Consider the following 16,285-nt stretch of genomic DNA (forward strand, 5'->3'; position numbering starts at 1 on the left):
TAATGCCCACCATCGTGTGCCCGGAATGCAGCACGACCAACCGCGTTCCCGAAGATCGCCTGGCCGACGATCCCAAGTGCGGCCGTTGTGGGGCTCGGCTCTTCCAGGGGAAGCCGGTCATTCTCACTGCGTCCAATTTTGACCGCCACGCCAGCGCCGAGCTGCCATTGCTCGTGGATTTCTGGGCAGAATGGTGCGGGCCATGCAAGATGATGGCGCCCCAGTTCGAAGCTGCGGCGCGTTCACTGGAGCCGCATGTCCGCCTCGGCAAGCTCGATACGGAAGCGGAACAACAGATCGCGGGCCGGTACGGGATCCGCAGCATTCCCACCATGATCCTGTTCAAGGCCGGCCGCGAGGTTGGCAGAACCAGCGGCGCCATGACGGCTTCGCAAATAACGGCTTGGGTGCGTTCGCAGTCACGAGACTGATTGTCGACCTTGGCCATCGCTCGCAGCGAAGTGGAAAGTAATCGATTTGCACGGCACGACCGGCTTTCTCGAAAGTGGCGCTCTCCTTGTTGTCGCAGCCTTTGTGCTCGTGACGATCTGCGCGCGGATCGGAATTCCAAGCATTGTGGGCTACATTCTCACGGGGCTACTGATCGGACCGTCGGGTCTCGGACTGGTTTCAGAGAGCGCCGCCCTGACCACCATCGGTGAAATCGGGGTGGTCCTTCTGCTGTTTGCGCTCGGCCTGGAATTCTCATTCGAGAAACTCGCGTCTCTCAAGCGTCATGTCTTCGGTGTGGGCATGGCGCAGGTTGCGGTCACGACGATCCTCGTTTCTGCGACGACAATCTCTCTGTTCGGCCTTGGCATCGTCCCCGCGGTCCTCATCGGCGGAGCCGTCGCGATGTCATCCACCGCGCTATGCCTCAAGGTGCTGGCGAGCGTGAACGCCCTTGGCTCGCTGCCGGGGCGCATGGCGATCGCCGTGCTTCTGTTTCAGGACCTTGCCGCCGTGGCACTCCTGTTGTTGTACGATGCATCGAGCGGCGCCGCCGAAGGATTCGGAGCGATTACCGTAATTCTTGGAGCCGTGGCGCTGGTCGCTCTTCTCTTCATCGCGCGGGGACCGTTGCAATTGATCGCCAAGTGGATTGCAGCCTCTGGCGATCCAGAGCTTGCACAGCTACTCGCGCTCGCGATCGCACTCGGCTCCGCTATCGCCGCAGCCTTCGCCGGGCTTTCTCCGGCGCTCGCTGCCTTCGCCGCCGGGATGGTCATAGGTGAAGGCGATGCGCGTCATGCCGTCGAAAGAGAAATCCGACCCTTTCGCGATCTCTTCGTCGGCATCTTCTTCATCGGCATCGGGACGCAAATTCCGCTCGGAACCTTGGCGTCATCCTGGCCCGCTGTGCTGATCTGGCTCGCGATCCTCTTCTTCGGCAAGGCGCTGATCTTTCTCGCTGTCGCTCGCGGGTTTGGCGAACCACTTCCGGCGTCATTGCGAACCGGCATCATCCTGGCTCACGGAGGCGAATTCAGCCTCATGCTGCTTTCGGTCTCATTGGCCTCAGGCCTCCTTCCCGCCAGCTTTGGCGGTCCGCTGTTCATAGCCATCGGCATAAGCATGTTGTGCGGGAGTGTTCTGGTCCGATGGGCCGGACGAGATGCTCAGTCGAACCTGCAGTGAAGTTGGAACGCACCAGCCTTCGCGCTTGGCTATTGCTGCAATGACGGCGGTCATTGGCGCCTTATGCGCAAGTCGTCACAGTGAGGGTGCCTTTGGCTGTCAGAGATGAGCGACTTGAGCACGCGCAATTGGCACAGCTGGATCGTGGTCGCGCTTGGCGGCTGGCTGGTCGTGTCGCCGCTCGTGCTGCAGCAAATGACGCCCGGTGGCGCATGGGCGCCGCTGACAATCTGGAGTTTCGTCATAACGGGTGCGCTGGCGCTTCTGGTTGCTGTTGCTGCCCTTGCGGAGAGGGCGGAATGGCAGGGTTGGCTGGGACTAGCCCTCGGCGCCTGGCTTACTGTCTCGCCTTGGGTGATCGGCTTTGCCGACACGCCGTTTGCTCAAACAAACGCCGTTATTTGCGGCGCCGGAATAGCGTTCCTGTCCGGTTGGGCACTGTGGCGGAAAGGTGGCGCTTCACGACCTTGAATGCGGGCGCGCAGGCTCCCGATCCGAAACCTGCCATGTCACGCGGGTGCTTGTCCCGCAGGTGGAAACTCCACCACCACCCTCAGACCCGGCCGGTTATCGAGAAGTTCGAGGCGCGCTCCGTGGCGGGCGACAATCGCCTGGACAATGGAAAGGCCAAGCCCAGTGCCGCGATTCGCCTTGTCGGCATCGCCGCGGTAAAAGGGTTCTGTCACGCGAGAGCGCTCCTCCTCCGGGATTCCCGGTCCGGTGTCGGCGACGACGAGCGCGACCCTGCCGCCGCTCCGCGGTTCCGCCGAAAGCGTTATCGTTGCGCCTGCCGGACAATAGGCCAGCGCGTTCTCGATCAAATTGGCGACCATCTGGCGGAGCATAGACACGTCGCCGCGCAGCAGGTTCGAATCGTCGGGTGCCGCAAGCTCGAGCTTTATGCCGCGTTCCTCCGCCACGGGGCCGAATATCTCGACCAACTCGGCGAGAAGTGCAGCCGGTTCGATATGCCCGCTGTCCAATGAGGGTTGGCTGCCGATGCGTGCGATGCGCAGAACGGAGTCGAACACGGCGGCGATCCGAGCGAGTTCAGCCTCCACCTCACCGAGCGCTTGCTTTGCCCGGTCGCTCTCTGCGGCGTCGGCGGCGCGCTCAATGGCGAGCGTCGCACGGGCAAGCGGGCTTCGCAGCTCGTGGGCGAGGGTGGCCGACGTCGCGCGTGTCAAGGAGATAAGCGACTCGAGTCGCGCTAACTGGTTGTTAATCTGGCCCGCCAGTTTGTCGGTCGCATCAATCCCGAAATCGACTGGTACTCTGGCCGAAAGATCGCCCAGCGACACGCGCTCCAGCGCCGCGCCGATAGAACTTAGTCTGCGCTGGGCCCGACTGCCGAGGACGATGCCGATGCCGATGAAGGTAATCATGACAAGGAGAGCAAGGCCGGAAACTGAGTACGCGAGCGTCCGCAGCGTCACGTCCCGCGTTTGCAGCGAGCGGCCCGAGAGCACCGTAAAATCGCCGAGCACGCTGACATTGGCAAGAATCCGAGGGTAACTGACAGCCACCGTCAACGCGGGATCATCGATCTCATGCCAACCCTCCGGCGGTGGCGGGATAGCGATGTTGCCGGCCAATCGTTGGCCCTGGGTATCATATACGACGATTGCCTCGCGCCAGGCGCCAAGGCGCAAGGCGATCCGTCGGACGTGATCCAGAAAGGTGTCTCTGCCTTCGGCCGCGTACACCTCGATGAGGGCAGCTCGCGCGGACTCGACCTGGTTGCGAACGTCCTCGTCCAGAGTCGTGCGGACCGTCGAAAAGACAGTTACCCCACTGACGACGAGCGCTGCGACCAGCACCGCGGAGCCATAGACTGCGGTTCGGAATGTTGAGGCCGCAAAGAGGCTAGCTAGGGCCATGCAAAGTGTAGCCCATGCTGCGAACGGTGTTAACGAGCGGCAGGTCGAATGGCTTGTCGATCTTGGCGCGCAGTCGACTGATTTGGGTTTCCAAGATGCTGGTACTCGGCTCGAAATTCAGGTTCCAGACCTTGTCGAGCAGCAGCGTGCGCGGCACGACGCGGCCGGCATTGCGCATCAGAACCTCAAGCAGCGCCAATTCCTTCGATTGAAGGTCGATCTGCTTGCCGCCCCGCTTCGCCGTGCGGGCGAGCAGGTCGAGCGAGAGGTCGTGTACGCTCAGCACATGGGGCTCGAAGGCTTGATGACCACGGCGGGCGAGCGCCGTGATCCGGGCAAGCAGTTCCGCGAAATGGAACGGTTTGCAAAGATAGTCGTCGGCTCCGGCGGCGAGCCCCTCGACCCGGTCGGCGACGTCGCCGAGCGCCGTGAGCATCAGCACGGGAACCTGCTTCCGCGCGCCCCGTAACGCCCGGACCACCGATACCCCGTCGATACCTGGAACCATCCGGTCCACGATCGCCAGGTCGATCTCGGCGTAGAGCGCATGAGAGAGCGCGTCACATCCGTTCGTGAGGTGATCGACGCTGTGTCCGCCCTCTTCGAGACCCCTGTAAACGTAACCGGCGAGCTTTGCGTCGTCCTCCAGAAGCAGGATTTTCATGGGTCTGGGTCCTCGCTTTAGCGCCAGGGTAGCTTCTGACCCGATGGACGTCTTTGATCCAGATCAGATGTCGGTCGCCCCTTTCGCGCGATGGCACGGTGGTCAGCCCCCCATAGCCTACCTTACAGAAACGTGAACTTCGCGCCAGCCAGACGTGAACTTCTTGCCTCATCCTTGGCCTTGCAGTCGCCAGGGAGGGAGTCATGTTCATGCCGCAGTGCGAACCGGTCGCCCCCAAATTGACCCGGAGATCCGGTGGGTCGCAGTTCGCCATACATGAAAGTTCCCGTCTGCACCGCTCCATCTGCGATTGTGGGTGGGTTCGTCGTCTGGAACCGGATGAAGGGCTGATCCACCAGGGCACCGAGCCGAGCTTCGTTGGCGTGGTCCTGTCCGGCGTCTTGCGTCTCCAGAAGCTTCACAAGGACGGCACATATCGCGTGCTGGGATTCCTGTTTCCAGGCGCTCTGTTCGGCAGTCCTGGCCGAGGGGTGCGCGATTGCGGCGTTGAGGCGGCCACGGCTGCCCACGTGGCCTGCCTCGATCATCGGACTTTTATGGCGCTCATGGAAGCGGACAGGGGGCTCGAACGCACGTTCTTTGCAGCAGCACTGGATGAACTGGATGCAGCCTACGAACTGTCGTCCCTGCTGGGCATTCAAAGGCGGGACGCGCGCGTGGCGGCCTATCTGCACTGCCTGATCGCGCGAGGTATCGGGGAGATTACCCCGTCGGGCCGACGGGCCATCGAGTTCCCGGTTCCGCGCCGCGACATGGCGGCCTATCTGGCGATCGCCGGCGAAACGCTCTGCCGGTCCCTTCACGCGCTTGAGCGCGCCGGAGCCATACGGCTGATCGAAGCGAGCCGCATCGAGGTCGTCGATGAGGGAAAGCTACGCCGGATCGCCGGCGACCCGCAGCCCGCAAGGCCTAACGTTCGGGACCGGTGCCCGATCGAAATCTCAGCCCGATGACGGTGGTCAATGCGCCGCGGACGGATCGCCTCCATCGTGGTTTCCGGAAGCGAAGAAGCTTCCCGCACAACCGACGAAAGGAGAGCGTCATGGTCTCATGGTTCCGCACAGATGCTTCGATCAAGAAGGACGTCGAAGACGAGATCAAATATGATCCTTCCATCATCGATGACAGCCACATCGCCGTGGCCGTCAAGGACGGCGTCGTAACGCTGACCGGCTTCGTCAAGCGCTACATGGACTCCTATTACGCCGAGAAGGCCGCAAAACGCGTGTCCGGCGTGAAGGGCGTCGCGAATGACATCGAAGTCAAGCTCGCCAGTGAACGCACCGATCCCGAGATCGCCGAGGAGGCCGTCAAGGCCGTCAAACGGGAGCTCTGGGGCGCCGCGGACAAGGTCAAGGTCGTGGTGAAGAACGGCTGGCTGACACTCGAGGGCGAAGCCGAATGGAACTACCAGAAGGAGTGGGCCGAGCGGGCGGTGCGTTCGATCACGGGCGTCAAGGGCGTGACCAACATGATCGTCGTGAAGACAAAGGTAACCCCAACCGAAGTGAAGCGGAAGATACAGGATGCGCTGGTCCGCAGCGCCCAGGTCGATGCCGACCGGATCACCGTCGAGGTGGACGGCAGCAAGGTGATCCTGCGCGGCACGGTTCGCTCCTGGGCCGAGAAGCAGGAAGCCGAGCGGTCGGCGTGGGCTGCCCCTGGGGTGACGAGCGTCGATAATCGCATCACCATCGGCTAGGCTGCTCCGCTCGCCGCCACCTGATCAATCCAGCGTAATGGTCGCATTTGGCCACGGTCGCCGGCAGCGGCGACCGTGGCCCCGCCTCATTGCCGAGTGGCCCGGATCGACCTGGCAGCAGACGCCGTTCGTCTGTTCCATCGTTTTGCCGCGCTCCGTCAGCATTCCGCGCTCCCGGGCCGTCGAAGCACGAGTTGGAACAGGAGCACGGCGAGGACAATGGCGCCGTGGAGCATCACGGCTTGGCTTAAGCTCTCTCCCTTGCGAGCAAGGGAGAGAGCGCCATGACACCGGCAGCCAGACTGGTTTGGGTAATGACCTATGGAATCCGGCCGTGTAGAGGCTCACCAGCGTGCCGGCGTCGACCTTGTCGGTCTTCACGTGTGCGTTGTCGATCGCTTTGACCTGTAGCGGGTTGGCGATCACCACCTGCTCGACGAAGGGCGACAGCACCCGCGAGACCGCCATGCAGTTCCCCGTCGGCTCGATCACCATCTCGTCTGTTCGGCGCAGCCCACAAAGCCGCCGCCGAACTTCGGCACCGAGATCCTCATACCGATTAACAACTCGCTGGAGCGCCTCAACGGCGACATCAAGCGTCGCTCCGAAGTCGTCGGCATCTTCCGCAAAGAGGACGCCTTCACGCACCTCGTCGGCGCCATTCTCCCCGAGAGGGACGAATGGGCCGTCCAGCGGGCTTGCTACCTGACCCTGGAGACCATCACGCCTCTGCGCGATGATCTGGCCCTCATGCTGCCAACCGCGGCCGCATGACCAATCCGGCCAGAAACGCCGGAGAGCACGACGGCTCAGCCGCTCCTCCACCACTCCCTAGCACACGACCGCACTTCCGATCCCGAATATTGGACTATCAGCCATGATAATTGGAAGTCATAGGCCTGCAGACTGGAAGCCGCAGCGCCGTGATCCGAAAATGGCGGTAGTGAAAGCCTCCCCCCGAGGTCGAGCCTGGCGTCTCCGCCGACCCCCTTCTGTGGGGAGACCACGCAACGTCCCCTATGAGTAAGAGTGCGAACCGGGTTTGCCGCGACGGGTTGAGGGCTGGAGGAGAGGCCTCCGGCGCCCGTCGCGGAGACCCGCGATGTCCAGACATGCTATGCACGCCCGTTCCGGCTCCGACCGGACGAGCCTCTATGACGAAATCACCGGAAAGATCCTCGCCGAGCTGGAGGCCGGCCGGCTACCCTGGGTCCAGCCGTGGGGCACGGCGGCGGCGAAGGCGCCGCTTGCCATGCCGAAAAACGCCGCCACGGGCCGAGGTTATTCCGGCATCAATGTGCTGATCCTCTGGGGCGCCGTGATCGAGCGTGGCTTCCCATGCCAGAGCTGGCTGACCTTCCGTCAAGCCCTCTCGCTCGGCGGGAATGTGCGCAAAGGCGAACGTGGAACCACGGTCGTCTATGCCGATCGCTTCGTCCCCGACGACGAGAAGCAGCGTGCCCGCGAGACCGGCGAGGAAGCCCAGGCGATCCCGTTCCTGAAGCGCTTCACGGTTTTTAACCTGGCGCAATGCGAGTGCCTGCTCGACGACCTCGCCATTGTCGTGCCGCCGCCTGAACCGGGCCTGATCGAGCCGAAGGTAGAGGCGCTGATCAAGGCGAGCGGGATCGATTTCCGTATCGGAGGCAACCGTGCTTTCTACGTGCCGGCGCGCGATTATGTGATGGTCCCGCCGCCCCAGGCCTTCTTCGAGCCCATCAACTGGCATCGGACGGCCCTGCACGAATGCTCCCATGCCAGCGGGGCGCCGCATCGCCTGAATCGCGACCTTTCCGGTTCCTTTGGCACAAAGAAGTACGCCTTCGAGGAGATGATAGCCGAGATTTCAGCGGCATTTTGCTGTGCTGCTCTCGGCATCGTTCCGACCGTGCGCCACGCCGATTACATCGGCTCCTGGGCCGAGGTCCTGCGCGAGGACAATCGCGCCATCGTCCGTGCGGCGTCGCAGGCCAGCAAGGCGGCCGACTGGCTGCTAAAGTTTGTGCCCGAAAATGGGCGGCCTGCTCCAGTGTCCGCAGACGCCGACGAGCGGGAGGCAGCCTGATGCGCGCGCCGACTCCAGCAGGCCGGCGCCGCTTCCGGCAGGGATCCTCATCATCCCCCGCGGCCAGTCACGCGTCCGCGCGGGCGCGCAGGTCATCGAAGCGCTGGCGGGGGAAATATCTCTTCGACAATGCGGTTGAGTTCCTTTGCCGGGGCACACCGCCTGCATGCGGCGGGCGATTCCCATTCGCGCGAGGTCCTTTTTCATCTCATCGGATGCGCTGTCGAGCTGTCGCTGAAATCCTACCTGCATTTCCGGGGCTGGAACGACGATCGGTGCCGCGATGAGGTTCGGCACGATTTGGTCAAGGCATTGGCCGCCGCGGAACGGCTCGGACTTCATCGACGTCACCCGGACGTGCGGATGCTGACGCGGATCTTGGCGCCCTACTATCGCTGTCTTCGCATCCGCGAGTTGACGAGGCTCGAGCCGACGCCATTGTCGTCCGAACGGGCGCTGCGGGCGGCCGAAGGACTGCTTGACGATGTCCTGGCCGCCGTGGCGGAGCGTCCCCGTCCCAAGGGCTGATCGGATGCCAGTGTCTGTAGCGCACGGGCCGCCGACCCTCCCTTCTCATTCCCCTCGGCCTTCGCTTTCGCCGCCGCGAGAGGAAGAGGGTCGAGGGGATTTTCGTGACGGGTTGGAGGCCGGGAGAGAGGCTTTCGGCCGCCCGTCGCGGAGAAAATCCCGATGGCTACTGCCGTTCAGAAGATCACCCTGTCGTCCTCGCGCGACATCCCCTTCAACAAGCTGGTGCTCAGCCAGTCGAATGTCCGGCGCGTGAAGGCCGGCGTCTCGATCGAGGAGTTGGCCGAGGACATTGCCCGGCGCGGCCTGCTTCAGGGCCTCAACGTCCGCCCCGTGCTCGACGCCGAAGGCAAGGAAACCGGCATGTTCGAGATCCCGGCCGGCGGCCGCCGCTACCGCGCGCTCGAACGGTTGGTCAAGCAGAAGCGCCTGGCCAAGAACGCGCCCGTGCCCTGTGTCGTGCGCGATGCCGCGACCGACATCCTCGCTGAAGACGATTCGCTTGCCGAGAACGTCCAGCGGGCGCCGCTTCATCCCCTCGACCAGTTCCGCGCGTTCCAGGCGATGCGCGAGAAAGGGCGCTCCGAGGAGGACATTGCAGCAGCCTTCTTCACCTCGGCCAATGTGGTGAAGCAGCGCCTGCGGCTCGCCAGCGTCTCGCCGAAGCTGCTCGATCTCTATGCTGAGGATGGCATTTCTCTCGAGCAGTTGATGGCCTTCACCGTCAGCTCCGATCATGCCCGCCAGGAGCAGGTTTGGGAGACGATCTCCGGCTCATGGTCGAAGGAGCCCTATCAGATCCGCCGCATGCTGACGGAATCGACGGTGCGCGCCTCCGACAAGCGCGCCGTCTTCGTCGGCATCGACGCCTATGAGGCGGCAGGCGGCATCGTCCTGCGCGACCTGTTCCAGTCCGACGATGGCGGCTGGCTGCAGGATGCGGCGCTGCTCGACCGGCTGGCCGCCGAGAAGCTGAAGGTCATGGCCGACGAGATCGCCAATGAAGGCTGGAAGTGGATCGAGGTCGCCGTCAGCTTCCCCTATGGTGTGACACATGGCCTGCGCGAACTGGAAGGCACGCCGATCGATCGCACGACCGAGGAACAGGCGACGCTCGATGCCCTGCGTGCCGAGTATGACAAGCTCCAGGCCGAATATGAGGATGCGGACGAGCTGCCGGAAGAGGTCGATGAGCGCCTGGGCGAGATCGAGACCGCGACCGACGCGCTCGAAACCCGTCACGTCCGCTACGATCCGGCCGACATCGCACGCGCCGGCGTTTTCGTCAGCATCGATTCCGATGGCTCGCTGCTCGTCGACCGCGGCTATGTGAAGCCCGAGGACGAGGCTCCGGCCACCGATGGCGGCGAGGATGGTGACGGGAAGACGGCGGGCGATCCCGACGGGGACGGTTCCAGCCAGCGCACGATCATTAGCATCGGCGGACAGCCCATCGAGGCGGATGACGAGGAGGAAGACGCCATCAAGCCCCTGCCGGACCGTCTCGTGATGGAGCTGACCGCTGAGCGCACGCTGGCGCTCAGGGACAAGCTTGCGGGCGACGCGGCGACCGCCTTCCTGGCCGTGCTGCACAAGTTCTGCCGCGACGTCTTCTCGCGCTACAGCGCCCACGGCGTCGCGATGGAAGTCGCGGTACGCGGCACGGTGTTTCAGGCGCAGTCGCCGGAACTGCGGGACACGCCCTATGCGCGTGCGATCGAGGCGCGCCACAAGGATTGGGAAGCACGCCTGCCGGCTAACGTCGCCGACCTCTGGGATGCGCTCGCCGCGCTTGCCGGCACTGAGCAGGCCGAACTGTTCGCCCATTGCGCATCGTTCGGCGTCAACGCGCTCTATGAGCGGGCCGACCGCTATGGTTGCGGCGCGATCTCCGCGCATGGGGTCCAGTTGCGCCTTGCCGAGGCCGATCACCTTGCCCGCGCCACCGGCCTCGACATGGCCGTGGCGGGCTGGCGTCCAACCGTCGGCAATTATCTCGGTCGCGTCACCAAGGCGCGCATCCTCGAAGCCGTGCGCGAAGGCGCGGGTGAACGGGCCGCGCAGCTCATCGACCATCTGAAGAAGGGCGATATGGCGAAGGAAGCCGAGCGGCTGCTCGCCGACACCGGCTGGCTGCCCGAGCCGCTGCGCCTTGCCGGTGCCGAGCTGGCTCCTGACCTGGCGACGACGGAGGGAGAAACCGAGGCGTTGCCGGACTTTCTCGCCGACGATGACGACGAGTCTTCCACCAACGCTGACGGCGAGGATGACCCGGCCCGCATGATCGCTGCGGAATAGCCGAACTAGGCGGGGCGGCCCTGGCCGCCTCGCATCCCTTCACCCCATCCGCTTATCCGAGCCCGGCCCCCCACAACGGGGAACAGCCGGGCTCCTCTCGTTTCAGGAGCCTGACATGGCCGACTATTTCACTCATTTCTCATGCCTGCTCGATGTCGGCACGCCGCAGAACGCGGCCCGCGCACTCGACCTCTACAACAGGCTGTCCGAAGCGGCGGAAGACCCGCCGTCCGACGGCTTCCTGCTTTCGATCCAGCCCGAACATGGCGGCAGGCGGCTCTGGATCCGCGATGACGTGACCGGCGGCCCGCAGCGCGTCATCGACTTCGTGCTGCTCTGCGCGAAAACCTTCGGCCTCACCGGCTGCTGGGGTTTCCAATATGCGTTATGCCGAATTCGGCATAAGGCGTATTATGCCAGTGCTAGGATTATGCCGCATGGCCACGGCCTGGGCGTGGTAGTGTTAACCGTGGCCATGCGACTATTCGGCATAATCAGAGCGACTCGAGGAAGGCCAGCAACTTATCGTCCGGGCGATATCTACCCGATCTGACACCCGGTGCTGTCACTTGCCGCAGAGCATTTTCTTTCAGCCGCATATCGGCATGGATGTAGATCTGAGTTGTTTCCACGGATTCATGGCCCAGCCAAAGCGCGATGACTGCCTGATCGACACCACTATGTAAAAGTTCCATCGCGGTGCTGTGGCGAAGGGTGTGCGGCGTGACGCGTTTTCCCACAAGGCTCGGGCAGGTCTGCGCAGCCGACGTGCAGTATTTTCGGACCAGATGTTCGAGCGCATCGCGACTGAGACGATCACCACGGATCGAGGGGAACAGCGGACCGGCACTTTCCTTACGATCACGGATCCAGGACTGGATCAGTCTGGCCGTGTCCCGGCGCAATGGCGTTCGGCGGTCTTTGCGGCCTTTCCCCAAGCATTTGACATGGGCACCGGTACCAAGCACGATATCTCCGCAGTTCAGGTTGACCAGTTCCGAAGCCCGCAAGCCGGTCTGAAGGGCAAGGAGCAGCAGCGCATGATCCCGTCGCCCGACCCAGGTGCTGCGATCAGGTGCGCCAAGCAGCGCGGCGATTTCCTCGGCATCCAGGAAGGTCACGGCCCTTTTCACTTGACGCTTGTTCTGCATGGCTAGGATGCGCTGGCAATGATGCAGCCAAGCCGGCTCGGTCATCGCGACATATCGGAAGAATGACCGGATCGCGGCGAGCCGGGCGTTTCGGGATCTGATTGTGTTGCCGCGAGACACTTCGACGTGGCTGAGGAAGTCCGCCACTATGTCGGCATCGATGTCGGCAATCTCCAGCTTCGTCGGGGTCTTGCCGCTGCGAGCCCCGACATAGCGGATCAGCAGGCGGAAGGTGTCGCGATACGCTGCGATGGTATGACGGCTAGCTTCCATCTGGACGCACAAGCGATCGGTGAAGAAGCGCTGCACCAAGGCAGGGAATGTAGCGGCGCTCATTGCGAGTTCTCCGCTGCCGAACCGTCACTGACCCGTGCAGAAGCCAGTTCCAAAAGCTCGGGGACGGCCTGAAGATACCAGTAGGTGTCCCTGAGCCCCTCATGACCAAGGTAGGTCGTCAATTTGTGCATTTCGCGCGCAGCGTCATGTCCAGCGCTATACCATCCGGTGATCGTCCTGACGGCAAAAGTATGGCGAAGGTCGTGGATGCGTGGAAGGCTGCCGGGCATCGGCTTCGACCATGTGCCGCGCAGTCCGACACTCTGACAGACCCGGACGAAGTTTGCTCGCGCCCAGCAATAGTTAGGCCGCGCACCCTTACAATTCACGAAGAGCGGTTCCGAGTGTCGCTCAAGCAGCCGGTCCCGCTCGGAGCAATAGTGCGTCAGTCGATCTGAGACATCCGGATCAATCGGAAGGAGCCGTTCCTTGCCGTTTTTGCCATTGCGGACATGCAAAATCTGCTGTCCGGCATCAAAATCCGCCGTGTCGAGAGCCAAGGCTTCCGCAATGCGCATCCCCGTCACGGCGACAAGACCATAGAGCATCGCGCAGGTCAGGCCGCGCATCCCGTAGATAGACGGCAACTCCCGTGCCGCCCTGATGATCTGCGCGACTTCGGCATCGCTATAGATATATGGCGCAGGTCGCGTGACTCTGCCCGGAACGAAGCCGCGCGGCGGCGGGTCCTCGTGACGCTCATCCATGCTGTGTAGCCATACGGCGAACAGGCGAATGGCAGTGAACCTACTCGCCTTGGTTCCACCGCAGGCGGGCCGCTGGCTTTTCATCCAGTCGAGGATCAGTTCCCGCGTAACAACGCCTTTTCCGGCCTGGTCCACGAAGGTGGCAAAGCTGCGCAACCGCAACTCCTCGGTCCTCAGCTTGGCGCCAAACATTCGGCGAAGATGGAGATATCGATCAAGGTCTATGGTGATCGGCGTGGCCAGATCCATCCTTTCCGGCATCGCCAACCCGGCCCGCACCCTGTCGGCCCGCCCCTCGGGTTTGCTGCGGTCTGCGCCCCCGGCGGTCCGCTTCAAGACCAAGCCGCAAGCGGCCGGAGCCCGCCGATCTCGACAAGGCCCGGCCGCGGCCTGCGCAGGGCTGGAGCCCCGCTTGTCCGCAACCGGACCTCGCTCGCCTGGCGGCCCCCGGGTCTTGAAGCGGCCCTCGTGCCGGCGGCGCCGGGCGACCGCACCCGAAGGGGGTCCGGCAGGGGCCGGATCGACCCCGACGGCGCAACCAGGAAAGGACACTCCCATGACCAAGACCGCTCGCGCATCCCGCCCCAGCGCCCGCGTTGTCCAGCTTCGCCGCGGCACCACGGTCGAAATGATCCGGCTCGTCTGCCCCGACGCAGCGCAGGCCACCCGCATCGCCGAGAGCTTCGGTCTCACCATCCTCGACAGTGACGGCATCCGCGATCTGCATCAGCGGCTCATCACCGAGACTGCGGACGTGCTCGGCGAGGGCCTCAGCGAACGCGCCATGCAGATCCACCTGCAGCGAATCGTCGGCTCCTATGTCGGCTCCGCCCACGGCGCCGGGCAGTTCTACAGCCGGGCCGTGACCGACGCCCGCGAGGCGACGGCGCGATTGGCCAACGACGCCCGCGACGAGGACCTCGACGGACCCGTCGGCTTCGACTCCGCGGCCCAGCGCAAGCGCGAGTTCGCCGCCGAAGTCGGGGTGCAGGCGCACGCCCTGCGCATGGCGGCCGAAGGCGCGATCGCCGCTTACGAGCACGTCGTCGGCGAGAGCTGGAAGCCGTTCGAGCGCCATCCCGAGCATCCCGGCGAGACCGTCAGCCGCAAGGCGGCAGAGGTCCAGATGGCGGCATTCGAGTGATGCCGCCGGCGGGGCTTCGGCCCCGCCTTTCTTCCTCTCCGACCAATTCCGGCCGGTCCTTCGGGACCGGCTTTTTTCATGTCGCGCAGCGCGGACGCGAAAAGAAGGCAGGAGAAGGAGAGATGCGGGCGGCGATCGCCGCCCGTCTCGGCTTTCGGTCCATGCTCCGGCCTGCGCGGCAGCGCAACGGCGTGGCCGTCCTCCACTGACGTTCCGGTCCGGCGCGTCGCCAGTCATCTCGCTCATGAACCTCAACCGGATGCGCGGCCGTGCGGGCCTCCGCGGCGGACCGCCGTGACGGGCCGCGATCGGCGCGGCCTCCAACGGAGGTTCGGATCATGACTGGTAAGCAAACAAAGTCCCGCGTCGACATCTATGCGCGGATCACAGATCGCATCGTCGCCGACCTGGAACGCGGTGTTCGCCCGTGGATTCAGCCGTGGAGCGCTGCGAATGGCGCCGGACGCATCACGCGGCCCCTGCGCCACAACGGCCTGCCCTATCAGGGCATCAATGTCGTGCTGCTCTGGTCGGAGGCCGTGGCGCGGGGCTTCGCCTCGCCGATCTGGATGACGTTCAAGCAGGCCCTTGAGCTCGGCGGCAATGTCCGCAAGGGTGAGACCGGCACGACCGTCGTCTATGCCAATCGGCTCACGAGAACGGAGACCGACGAGCATGGCGACGAGGTGGAGCGCGCGATTCCGTTCCTGCGCGCTTATTCGGTCTTCTGCGTCGACCAGATCGACGGCTTGCCGGAGCACTTATACGCCCGGCCGGCGGCGCCCGCAGCGGCGGCGCAGCGCATCGCCCATGCCGACGCATTCTTTGCCAACACCGGCGCCGTCATCCGGCACGGCGGCGACAGGGCGTTCTTCGCGCCGTTGCTCGATCTCATTCAGATGCCGCCCTTCGAGTCGTTCCGCGACCCGGAGAGCTATTACGCCACGCTGGCGCATGAGACCGTGCATTGGGCTGGCGCGGAGCATCGGCTCAACCGCGATCTCTCGCGCTATCACAGCGATCGCAGCGAACGCGCCCGCGAGGAGCTGATCGCCGATCTGGGCGCTTGTTTCGTCAGCGCCGATCTAGGAATCGTCCCCGAGCTCGAGCCGCGCGCCGACCATGCGAGCTACCTCGCATCCTGGCTCGCGGTCCTCGCCAACGACAAGCGCTTCATCTTCTCGGCCGCCGCGCACGCGCAGCGGGCCTGCGCCTATCTGCATGGTCTGCAGCCGCAGGCGGAGACTGTGCCGGAGGCGGCTTGATGCTCTCCGCTCCGGCCTTTGACGGGGGCTGGCATTCGTCATTCAATTGCATTACATTTCCTTGGAAAGGAGGCGATCATGGCCACAAATGCGCTTGTTCAGACCCGAATCGACGCTGACGTACGGGACCGCGCGTCCGCCGTGCTCGAGGGCATAGGGCTCACGGTGTCGGACGCCGTGCGCATCCTGCTCACCCGAACCGCCAATGAAGGCGCGCTTCCGCTGGAACTCGTCACCAACAGCGAGGCGCATGACGCCTGGTTCCGGACGAAGGTGCAAGAGGCGCTGCAGGATACGCGCCCCGACGTGCCTGACGAGCAGGCCGAGACGCATTTCGCCGCTCGCCGCGCGGACGCCCGGCGCAAGGCCGCCGGCGGATCGTGAAACTCGTCTGGTCGGCCTTCGCGCTCGCCGATCGCGACGGCATCTTCACCCATATCGAAGCGGACAATCCGCGCGCGGCGATCGCCGTCGACGAGCGGATCGCCACCGCAGCGCGCCGCTTGGTCGACTTTCCGGAGAGCGGCCGTCCCGGCCGCGTCGCCGGCACGCGCGAGCTCGTCATCACCGGCACGCCCTATGTGGCAGCCTACGCCGTGACCGCTGAGACGATCCGAATTCTGCGCGTCCTGCACGGCGCCCAAAGATGGCCGGATGAGCTGCCGCAAGGCTGAGCCAGCCATCATCACCCCTTTTTCTGGGGTGGCAGTTGGAGGCTGCGAGGCAGATCGTAGGGCAACCGCGGCGGCATCATGCTTCTGGGTGAACGAACACCGGCAATTGTCTCAGCCCCGCCCGCAAAGGCAAAGCCCTTCGCGTCCCGATCGCCTCACCTCAGACGCGATTCGCTCAACCGCTCTTGACTCTCGCCCCAACAGCACAGAAC

17 protein-coding genes and 2 pseudogenes are annotated in these 16,285 nt (G+C 64.2%); 14 read left to right on the forward strand and 5 right to left on the reverse strand.

Annotated features, from left to right (window positions below; all coding sequences use genetic code 11):
- The first annotated feature begins 2 nt into the window (after window positions 1–2).
- The 3 genes from trxC to STARVERO_RS22345 all read left to right on the forward strand — a co-directional run bounded on the left by trxC (window position 3) and on the right by STARVERO_RS22345 (window position 2,109).
- The gene (gene trxC / locus STARVERO_RS22335; protein ID WP_159602257.1) at window positions 3–431 is read left to right on the forward strand and encodes a thioredoxin TrxC; all 429 of its coding nucleotides are present in this window, start codon (window positions 3–5) and stop codon (window positions 429–431) included.
- 46 nt (window positions 432–477) lie between these two features.
- Complete coding sequence (locus STARVERO_RS22340) at window positions 478–1,638, forward strand: cation:proton antiporter domain-containing protein (RefSeq protein WP_159602259.1); 1,161 nt, start codon at window positions 478–480, stop codon at window positions 1,636–1,638.
- A 114-nt stretch (window positions 1,639–1,752) separates the two neighbouring features.
- Window positions 1,753–2,109: an SPW repeat protein gene (locus STARVERO_RS22345; protein WP_159602261.1), complete on the forward strand. Its 357-nt coding sequence runs from the start codon at window positions 1,753–1,755 to the stop codon at window positions 2,107–2,109.
- Between the two features lie 38 nt (window positions 2,110–2,147).
- On the opposite strand, the gene STARVERO_RS22350 is transcribed toward STARVERO_RS22345, so the two are convergent.
- Window positions 2,148–3,518: a sensor histidine kinase gene (locus STARVERO_RS22350; RefSeq protein WP_159602263.1), complete on the reverse strand. Its 1,371-nt coding sequence runs from the start codon at window positions 3,516–3,518 to the stop codon at window positions 2,148–2,150.
- Window positions 3,505–4,182, reverse strand: coding sequence for a winged helix-turn-helix domain-containing protein (locus STARVERO_RS22355; protein ID WP_159602265.1), 678 nt, complete (start codon window positions 4,180–4,182; stop codon window positions 3,505–3,507). The genes STARVERO_RS22350 and STARVERO_RS22355 overlap by 14 nt, the downstream gene beginning before the upstream one ends.
- Window positions 4,183–4,385: 203 nt before the next feature.
- Here STARVERO_RS22355 and STARVERO_RS22360 point away from each other — a divergent pair, with 203 nt between their 5' ends.
- Window positions 4,386–5,156 (forward strand): Crp/Fnr family transcriptional regulator, encoded by a 771-nt coding sequence (locus STARVERO_RS22360; protein ID WP_159602267.1) that lies wholly within the window; start codon window positions 4,386–4,388, stop codon window positions 5,154–5,156.
- An 89-nt stretch (window positions 5,157–5,245) separates the two neighbouring features.
- Entirely contained in the window at window positions 5,246–5,905 is a 660-nt protein-coding gene (locus STARVERO_RS22365; RefSeq protein ID WP_159602269.1) for a BON domain-containing protein, read from the forward strand.
- Window positions 5,906–6,202: 297 nt separating this feature from the next.
- Here the strand turns inward: STARVERO_RS22365 and STARVERO_RS22370 are convergent.
- Window positions 6,203–6,418 (reverse strand): annotated as a pseudogene (locus tag STARVERO_RS22370) (IS110 family RNA-guided transposase); the annotation flags it as partial.
- A 51-nt stretch (window positions 6,419–6,469) separates the two neighbouring features.
- On the opposite strand from STARVERO_RS22370, the pseudogene STARVERO_RS22375 reads away from it, so the two are divergent.
- The 5 genes and pseudogenes from STARVERO_RS22375 to STARVERO_RS23640 all read left to right on the forward strand — a co-directional run.
- A pseudogene (locus STARVERO_RS22375) lies at window positions 6,470–6,679 on the forward strand (transposase); the annotation flags it as partial.
- A 328-nt stretch (window positions 6,680–7,007) separates the two neighbouring features.
- Entirely contained in the window at window positions 7,008–7,970 is a 963-nt protein-coding gene (locus tag STARVERO_RS22380) for an ArdC family protein (RefSeq protein ID WP_159602271.1), read from the forward strand.
- A gap of 129 nt (window positions 7,971–8,099) precedes the next feature.
- On the forward strand, window positions 8,100–8,498 hold the full coding sequence (locus tag STARVERO_RS22385; protein WP_159602273.1) for a hypothetical protein: 399 nt from the start codon (window positions 8,100–8,102) through the stop codon (window positions 8,496–8,498).
- Window positions 8,499–8,660: 162 nt separating this feature from the next.
- Complete coding sequence (locus STARVERO_RS22390) at window positions 8,661–10,796, forward strand: ParB/RepB/Spo0J family partition protein (protein WP_159602275.1); 2,136 nt, start codon at window positions 8,661–8,663, stop codon at window positions 10,794–10,796.
- 115 nt (window positions 10,797–10,911) lie between these two features.
- Complete coding sequence (locus STARVERO_RS23640) at window positions 10,912–11,349, forward strand: hypothetical protein (protein WP_244616994.1); 438 nt, start codon at window positions 10,912–10,914, stop codon at window positions 11,347–11,349.
- Here the strand turns inward: STARVERO_RS23640 and STARVERO_RS22400 are convergent.
- The gene (locus STARVERO_RS22400) at window positions 11,291–12,283 is read right to left on the reverse strand and encodes a tyrosine-type recombinase/integrase (protein ID WP_159602277.1); all 993 of its coding nucleotides are present in this window, start codon (window positions 12,281–12,283) and stop codon (window positions 11,291–11,293) included. The two genes, STARVERO_RS23640 and STARVERO_RS22400, sit on opposite strands and share 59 nt — an antisense overlap.
- Window positions 12,280–13,239 carry a tyrosine-type recombinase/integrase gene (locus tag STARVERO_RS22405; protein ID WP_159602279.1) on the reverse strand — a complete coding sequence of 320 codons (960 nt, stop codon included), beginning with the start codon at window positions 13,237–13,239 and terminating at the stop codon, window positions 12,280–12,282. The genes STARVERO_RS22400 and STARVERO_RS22405 overlap by 4 nt, the downstream gene beginning before the upstream one ends.
- A 307-nt stretch (window positions 13,240–13,546) precedes the next feature.
- On the opposite strand from STARVERO_RS22405, the gene STARVERO_RS22410 reads away from it, so the two are divergent.
- The 4 genes from STARVERO_RS22410 (at window position 13,547) to STARVERO_RS22425 (ending at window position 16,073) form a co-directional block, all read left to right on the forward strand.
- Entirely contained in the window at window positions 13,547–14,134 is a 588-nt protein-coding gene (locus STARVERO_RS22410) for a hypothetical protein (RefSeq protein WP_159602281.1), read from the forward strand.
- A gap of 338 nt (window positions 14,135–14,472) precedes the next feature.
- Complete coding sequence (locus tag STARVERO_RS22415; RefSeq protein WP_159602301.1) at window positions 14,473–15,399, forward strand: ArdC family protein; 927 nt, start codon at window positions 14,473–14,475, stop codon at window positions 15,397–15,399.
- A gap of 78 nt (window positions 15,400–15,477) precedes the next feature.
- The gene (locus STARVERO_RS22420; RefSeq protein ID WP_137902074.1) at window positions 15,478–15,783 is read left to right on the forward strand and encodes a type II toxin-antitoxin system RelB/DinJ family antitoxin; all 306 of its coding nucleotides are present in this window, start codon (window positions 15,478–15,480) and stop codon (window positions 15,781–15,783) included.
- Window positions 15,780–16,073 carry a type II toxin-antitoxin system RelE/ParE family toxin gene (locus STARVERO_RS22425; protein WP_006023691.1) on the forward strand — a complete coding sequence of 98 codons (294 nt, stop codon included), beginning with the start codon at window positions 15,780–15,782 and terminating at the stop codon, window positions 16,071–16,073. The genes STARVERO_RS22420 and STARVERO_RS22425 overlap by 4 nt, the downstream gene beginning before the upstream one ends.
- Window positions 16,074–16,285 lie beyond the last annotated feature (212 nt).

Origin of the sequence: Starkeya nomas (genome assembly GCF_902703545.1) — a bacterium.
Lineage (GTDB): Bacteria > Pseudomonadota > Alphaproteobacteria > Rhizobiales > Xanthobacteraceae > Ancylobacter > Ancylobacter moscoviensis.

Coding starts and splice junctions, on each gene's coding strand:
- trxC (WP_159602257.1), top strand. CDS start 3: ATGCCCACCATCGTGTGCCCGGAATGCAGCACGACCAACCGCGTTCCC.
- STARVERO_RS22350 (WP_159602263.1), bottom strand. CDS start 3,518: ATGGCCCTAGCTAGCCTCTTTGCGGCCTCAACATTCCGAACCGCAGTC.
- STARVERO_RS22355 (WP_159602265.1), bottom strand. CDS start 4,182: ATGAAAATCCTGCTTCTGGAGGACGACGCAAAGCTCGCCGGTTACGTT.
- STARVERO_RS22360 (WP_159602267.1), top strand. CDS start 4,386: ATGTTCATGCCGCAGTGCGAACCGGTCGCCCCCAAATTGACCCGGAGA.
- STARVERO_RS22365 (WP_159602269.1), top strand. CDS start 5,246: ATGGTCTCATGGTTCCGCACAGATGCTTCGATCAAGAAGGACGTCGAA.
- STARVERO_RS22380 (WP_159602271.1), top strand. CDS start 7,008: ATGTCCAGACATGCTATGCACGCCCGTTCCGGCTCCGACCGGACGAGC.
- STARVERO_RS22385 (WP_159602273.1), top strand. CDS start 8,100: ATGCGGTTGAGTTCCTTTGCCGGGGCACACCGCCTGCATGCGGCGGGC.
- STARVERO_RS22390 (WP_159602275.1), top strand. CDS start 8,661: ATGGCTACTGCCGTTCAGAAGATCACCCTGTCGTCCTCGCGCGACATC.
- STARVERO_RS23640 (WP_244616994.1), top strand. CDS start 10,912: ATGGCCGACTATTTCACTCATTTCTCATGCCTGCTCGATGTCGGCACG.
- STARVERO_RS22400 (WP_159602277.1), bottom strand. CDS start 12,283: ATGAGCGCCGCTACATTCCCTGCCTTGGTGCAGCGCTTCTTCACCGAT.
- STARVERO_RS22405 (WP_159602279.1), bottom strand. CDS start 13,239: ATGGATCTGGCCACGCCGATCACCATAGACCTTGATCGATATCTCCAT.
- STARVERO_RS22410 (WP_159602281.1), top strand. CDS start 13,547: ATGACCAAGACCGCTCGCGCATCCCGCCCCAGCGCCCGCGTTGTCCAG.
- STARVERO_RS22415 (WP_159602301.1), top strand. CDS start 14,473: ATGACTGGTAAGCAAACAAAGTCCCGCGTCGACATCTATGCGCGGATC.
- STARVERO_RS22420 (WP_137902074.1), top strand. CDS start 15,478: ATGGCCACAAATGCGCTTGTTCAGACCCGAATCGACGCTGACGTACGG.